Source organism: Streptomyces sp. CLV115, assembly GCF_038448545.1.
Classification (GTDB): Bacteria; Actinomycetota; Actinomycetes; order Streptomycetales; family Streptomycetaceae; genus Streptomyces; species Streptomyces sanglieri.
Genome location: NZ_JBCEWQ010000268.1, coordinates 1 through 5,849 on the forward strand (window position 1 = coordinate 1; position 5,849 = coordinate 5,849).

Here is a 5,849-nt window from a genome sequence, read left to right on the forward strand (position 1 = left end):
CCCCCCCCCCCCCCCCCCCCCCCCCCCCGGGCCGGGGTGGGCGGAGGACGGAGGACAGTTGCGGCCCCCGGGGCAAGGGACCTGCTCGTACGCGTGGTTGTGGACCCTGTGGTTGTGGGCCCGGTGATCGGGGACTCGGTGATCGGGGACTCGGTGGTCGGGGGCTTCAGGAGAACGCTAGCCGCAGCGAAACCGGCAAATGCCGCTCTTCGGCGGTTGGCCGGACTTCTTATGAACGCCTTAAGGAGCACATCGGCAGCCTTTAAAGGCCCGGCCGGAGATCGGGCGGAGATTGGGCGGAGTCCCGGCCGGAGATCGGGCGGAGCCGCGCCCGAGAACCGGGCGGAGTCCCAGCCGGAGACCGGGCGGAGCCTCCCGCCGGAGGTCAGGCCCTCAAGCCTTCCCGGAACGGGATCGGAGGGCCGCGTTCCGGCGCCCCGCTCCGCGCCGTCGCCGCCCCACCCGGTGCCCGTGCCGGTCCCGTTCGGGCCGTTGCCCTTCGAGGCCGATCCAGACGCGCACCTCCGTGCCGCCGAGCACCGAGTGCCCGATCCGCACGTCGCCGCCGGTGGACTCCGCGACCCGGCGGACGATGTCGAGGCCGAGCCCGGTCGATCCCACCGCGCCCTTCGAACCTCCCGGCCGGCCGCTGCCGCCCCGGGCCAGGGCCGCCGCCGGGTCGTCGATCCCGCCGCCCGCGTCCGAGACCAGCACGATCACCGCGTCGCCGCTGTGGTGCACATCGACGGCGAAGGCGGTTCCCACCGGGGTGTGCCGGAAGACGTTGCCGAGCAATGCGTCGAGCGCGGCGACCAGTTCCGGCCTGGCGACCGGGATGCGTACCGTCCGGTCCACCCCGGCCAGGCGCACCTCGCGGCCCTCGTCCTCGGCGAGCGCCGACCAGAACGCCATCCGGTCCCGGATCACCTCGGAGACGTCGCAGCCCGCCCCGGCCGCGCCGTTCAGCCCCTGGGCCGCCGGGCGCTGTTCGCGGGCGGTCCTGATGATGATGTCGACCTCGTGCTCCAACTGCTGGACCGCGGCCCGGGTCTGTTCGGCGGCCGGTCCCTCGCCGAGCGATGCGGCGTTGAGCCGCAGGACGGTGAGCGGGGTGCGCAGCCGGTGCGAGAGGTCGGCGGCCAGCTCCCGTTCGTTGGCGAGGAGCTGGACGACCTGGTCGGCCATGGAGTTGAACGCGGCGGCGGCCGAGCGCAGTTCGGCCGGGCCCTCCTCCGCGACCCTGGTGCCCAGCCGGCCCTCCCCCAGGTCGTGGGCGGCGCCCGCGAGCCGCTGGGCGGGCTCCACCATCCGTACGCCGAGCCGGTCGGCGACCGCGACGGAGCCGACGATCAGCGCGACGCCGACGCCCGCCAGCACCAGCCAGGCGGTGGCGACGCCGTTGGAGACCTCGGCCTCGGGCACGAACACCTCGACGACGGCGTTGTCCGCGGAGCCGAGCGCGGTCGGCTGGAGCAGCGCGGAGCCGCCCGGCACCTCGGTGATCGCGGCGCGCCCCGATTCCCGTACGGTCTCCAGGTCTTCGTGGGTGGCGTGCCCGGTGCCGATCTCCAGCGGCCGGCTGTCCGGCTCGTCGGCGGCGGGGACGTGCACGGCCATCCGGCCCGCGCCGCCCGATTCGGTGGTCAGGACGGCCGTTTCGAGTTCGTCGCGGTCGGTGGTGATGGAGAGCGTCGGGTTGATGGTGGCGGCCTGCCGTTCGGCGTCGGAGAAGGCACGGTCCCGGGCCATCTCCTTGACGACGAGGCCGAGAGGCACGGCGAAGGCGACCACGACCATCGCGGTGACGGCGAGACAGACCTTGACCAGCGCCCATCTCATGCAGGCTGCTCCGGAACGGGTGGCTGCAGCTTCACGCCGACGCCGCGCAGGGTGTGCAGATAGCGCGGCCGCGCGGCCGTCTCGCCCAGCTTCCGGCGCAGCCAGGAGAGATGGACGTCGATGGTCTGGTCGTCGCCGTAGGACTGCTGCCAGACCTGGGCCAGGAGTTCCTTGCGGGGCACGACGACCCCGGGCCGGCCGGCGAGGAAGGCGAGCAGGTCGAACTCCCGCCGGGTCAGGTCGAGGGTGGCGCCGTCCAGTTCGGCCTGGCGGCGCAGCGGATCGATGGCGAGTCCGCCGACCCGGATCGCGCTCGGCGGCGGCGCCTCGCTCCCGGCGGCGCGCGAGCGGCGCAGTACGGCGGCCATCCGCGCGGACAGGTGCTCCACCGAGAACGGCTTGGTCAGGTAGTCGTCGGCGCCGTCGTTGAGCAGCCGGACGATCTCGCTCTCGTCGTCCCGCGCGGTGGCGATGATCACCGGTACGTCGGTGATGCCCCGGAGCATCTTCAGCGCCTCGGCGCCGTCGAGGTCGGGCAGGCCGAGGTCGAGGATGACCACGTCGAAGCGGAAGTGGGCCACCTCGCGCAGCGCTTCGAGCGCGGTGCCCACGCTCCGCACCGTATGGGACGCCTCGGTCAGGTGCCGGATGAGGGCGGAACGTACGAACTGGTCGTCCTCGACCACGAGCACACTTGCCATGGGCGGCACCGTACGCCATCCGGGTGCGGGTGGTGTCGGTCGCGGGGGTGACGCGACGGCGGGCGGCCCGATGGTGCAGGATGTGCCGGTTACGGTGAACTCGTGCGGCTGCTCAGCCGAAGGCCGAGGGGGGCGGTGCCGGGGACGGCCTGGCGTCCGCGTCGTTCACCGCGGCCGCTCCACCGGTGAAGTCGGCCAGCGCCCGCCCGTGTTCGACGCGTCCGGGATGCGGATCGGTCGCCACCCGGCGGGTCAGTTCCGCCACCTTCAGCGGCAGGTCCGAGGCGAGCAGCACGGCGTTGCCGAAGCGGCGGCCGCGCCACACGGTCGGGTCGGCGGCGAGCGCCAGTTCCGGGAAGACCGTGGCCGCGGTGGCGATCTGGCCGCGCAGATGGGTCAGCGGCGGCCCGTCCGCGAGGTTGGCGACGTAACTCCCGCCGGGCTTCAGGACCCGGCGGACCTCGGCGAGGAATTCGGTGCTGGTGAGATGCGCGGGGGTACGGGCCCCGCTGAAGACGTCGGCGATGACGAGATCCGCCCAGCCGTCCTGGAGCTTCCCGAGCCCGGCGCGGGCGTCGGTGGCCCTGACCCGGATCCTGGCCTGCGGGTCCAACGGCAGCTCCCGGCGCACGAGTTCGACCAGGGCGGCGTCCACCTCGATGACCTGCTGGGTGGAGCGGGGCCGGGTCGCGGCGATGTAGCGGGCGAGCGTGAAGGCGCCGCCGCCCAGGTGCACCACGTGCAGCGGCTGTCCGGGGGGCGCGACGAGATCGGCGATGTGGCCGATCCGGCGCTGGTACTCGAAGGACAGGAACGTGGGGTCGTCCAGGTCCACATGGGACTGCGGGGCGCCGTCCAGCGTCAGTGTCCAGGCGTGCGGCCGCTCCCGGTCGGGCACCAGCTCGGCGAGGGAGCCGTCCACCGGTTCGGCGAGGGGCTCCGTCCTGCGCCCGGCGCGCCCGGCACCGCGTTCGGTCCTGTTCTCGGCCTTGCGGTCGGACCGCTTGCGGGCGCCCGCACCCCCGCCCGACCCTCCTCGACGTGCCACCGCTGCTCGTGCCTGCTCACTGCTCTTCGCTCCGGACCGGCGTGGAACCGGCCGTGCCGGGGAAACCCGCCCACCTGCCCATTATGGGCGCGCGGCCGGGGAGCCTGCGGCTCATGGGCGCGCGGCCGGGAGGCCGGCGGTCAGCGGCAGCTGTCGGCCGCCTCGATCAGCCGGGCAGCCTGGTCGAGTGCGGCCCGCAGCACGGCCGGGTCGGTGACCGGGGCGTCCTCCTCGGGCGGCAGCAGCCAGCCGCTGCCGGTGACCGGCGGCTCGGCGGGGATGCGCAGCCCGCGGCCGGCGGTCTGTGTGCAGGCGCTGCCCGGCACGTCCCAGGCCTCGGCGGTCCCCGGCGGTACGAGGAAGCCGAGGGTGTCGCAGGTGCCGTCGTGCAGGACCGGGCCGATGTCCTGCTCGGTGTCCCGGCGCAGGATGTCCACGGCCTCCAGCCCCTGGCGGGCCGGGACGGTCACCAGGTCGCAGGGTTCGGCGCCGTGGTCCTCCGTGGATGCGGGTGCCGCGGCCCCCGTCGCGGCCGGGGTCGTCGCAGTCGTCCGTGCGTCGGTCTCCGTGCCGGGCTGCAACAAGGGACCTCTCCTCTCATCGCCGGGCGGAGCCGGTTTCCGTCTCCTCATGGACCAACGCGCCGACTGCGTCAAGGGCTACGGTGCCACGCCGCCGCAAAGGGTGGCAGTTCATGGCGGATTGCGGGCGAGATGCCCTCATTTGAGCTTAAACGCTCCATGTGTGACCTGTCACAGCAGGTACGTTCTTGCTCCGCCGGGACACCGGAAGCAGGAACCCCGGCTGCGGAAGAGAGGTTCCGGTCCATGGTGTCGACAGGGGCAGTTCCCAACCTCGCCTTCCGGCGGCTGCGCGGACAGCGCTCCGCCGGGGAGTTCGCTGCCGCGGTACGCAGATCCGCCCGCGAGATCGGTGAGCAGGTCGCGTGCGACGCCCGGTACATCGGACGCGTGGAGTCCGGGGAGATCCGCTGCCCGAACTACGCGTACGAGCGGGTCTTCCGGCACATGTTCCCCGGGACGACCCTGGCGGACCTGGGCTTCTCGCCGCGCGAAACCGTGCGCGGCCGGGCGGCGCGGGCCACTGCCGAAACCTCACCGCCCCCTACGCCCCACAGCGACACCGACGAGGAGAGCGACGTGCTGCGTCGCGTATTCATGACGAGCGGCACCACCGCGATGGCCGCCACGACCCTGGGCCCCGGCGGCTCGTCCGCCGCGGCCGCCGCCCCGCCCGACCCGCGCCGGGTCGGCGAGCGAGAGATCGGCGCCGTCGAAAAAGCGGTGCGGCAGATCCGGCTGCTCGACGACCGGCACGGCGGCGACGGCCTGTACCGCAGGGCGTCCGGGCCGCTGCGGGCGGCGTACGCGCTGCTCGACTCCGGCACGGCCACCAGGCGTTCCACCGCCGACCGGCTGCATGCCGGGGCGGGCGAACTGGCCATCTCGGTGGGCTGGCTGGCCCATGACTCGGGCCGGTTCGAGGACGCCCGCTCGCACTACGCGGAGGCGCTCGCGACGGCACGGGTGGCCGGTGACGCGGCACTGGAGGCGCACGCCTTCTGCAACACCTCGTTCCTGGCCCGGGACGCCGGGCGACCCCGTGAGTCCGTGCGCGCGGCGGAGGCCGGGCAGCGGGCGGCGCAGCCGCTGGGCTCGCCCCGGCTGCTGGCCCTGCTCGCGCTGCGCGAGGCGGGGGGCCGGGCCGGGCTCGGGGACCGTACCGGCTGCGAACGGGCGATCGGCCGGGCGCACACCGCGTTCGGGCGCGGGCCGCGTGACACCGATCCGGAGTGGATGACCTTCTTCCGGGAGGCGGAGCTGGAGATGCTCCAGGCGCAGTGCTGGTCGGCGCTGGGCGACTGGTCACGGGCGGCCCGGCACGCGCTGCGGGCCACCCGGCTCCAGGACCCGCACTTCACCCGGAACCTGGCTCTGTACCGGGCCGAGCTGACCTGGGACCTCGCCCGGGCCGGCCGGGCCGCGGAGGCGGCGACGGCGGGGCATCAGGTGCTGGACCTGCTGGACCGCGTCCGGTCGACCCGCATCCGGGCGATGCTGGCGGAGGCGACGGGGGTGCTGGTGCCGCAGCGGGGCGTGGCGGAGGTACGGGACTTCCTGGAGCGGCACGCGGAGCTGAGGAAGGCCGCGACGTAGGACGCGTCCGGCCCACCGGTCCAGACGGCCGGTGGGGGGGGGGGGGGGGGGGGGGGGGGGGGGGGGGGGGGGGGGGGGGGGCGC

Annotated in this window: 5 protein-coding genes; 1 reads left to right on the plus strand and 4 read right to left on the minus strand. The window is 74.5% G+C overall.

Features of this window, described 5'->3' with window-relative positions; translation table 11 throughout:
* Positions 1 to 393: 393 nt before the first annotated feature.
* The 4 genes from AADR41_RS40785 to AADR41_RS40800 all read right to left on the minus strand — a co-directional run bounded on the left by AADR41_RS40785 (position 394) and on the right by AADR41_RS40800 (position 4,172).
* Positions 394 to 1,839 carry a sensor histidine kinase gene (locus tag AADR41_RS40785; protein WP_342287408.1) on the minus strand — a complete coding sequence of 482 codons (1,446 nt, stop codon included), beginning with the start codon at positions 1,837 to 1,839 and terminating at the stop codon, positions 394 to 396.
* Complete coding sequence (locus tag AADR41_RS40790; RefSeq protein ID WP_342287409.1) at positions 1,836 to 2,540, minus strand: response regulator transcription factor; 705 nt, start codon at positions 2,538 to 2,540, stop codon at positions 1,836 to 1,838. The genes AADR41_RS40785 and AADR41_RS40790 overlap by 4 nt, the downstream gene beginning before the upstream one ends.
* Before the next feature lie 112 nt (positions 2,541 to 2,652).
* Positions 2,653 to 3,588 (minus strand): spermidine synthase, encoded by a 936-nt coding sequence (locus AADR41_RS40795; RefSeq protein ID WP_342287410.1) that lies wholly within the window; start codon positions 3,586 to 3,588, stop codon positions 2,653 to 2,655.
* A gap of 140 nt (positions 3,589 to 3,728) precedes the next feature.
* Positions 3,729 to 4,172, minus strand: coding sequence for a hypothetical protein (locus AADR41_RS40800; protein WP_342287411.1), 444 nt, complete (start codon positions 4,170 to 4,172; stop codon positions 3,729 to 3,731).
* 243 nt (positions 4,173 to 4,415) lie between these two features.
* Between AADR41_RS40800 and AADR41_RS40805 the strand changes: the two genes are divergently transcribed.
* Positions 4,416 to 5,765, plus strand: coding sequence for a tetratricopeptide repeat protein (locus AADR41_RS40805; protein ID WP_342287412.1), 1,350 nt, complete (start codon positions 4,416 to 4,418; stop codon positions 5,763 to 5,765).
* Positions 5,766 to 5,849 lie beyond the last annotated feature (84 nt).

Bases quoted from the DNA above. Each gene is read 5' to 3' on its own strand.
- AADR41_RS40805 (WP_342287412.1), top strand. From the start codon at position 4,416: ATGGTGTCGACAGGGGCAGTTCCCAACCTCGCCTTCCGGCGGCTGCGC.
- AADR41_RS40785 (WP_342287408.1), bottom strand. From the start codon at position 1,839: ATGAGATGGGCGCTGGTCAAGGTCTGTCTCGCCGTCACCGCGATGGTC.
- AADR41_RS40790 (WP_342287409.1), bottom strand. From the start codon at position 2,540: ATGGCAAGTGTGCTCGTGGTCGAGGACGACCAGTTCGTACGTTCCGCC.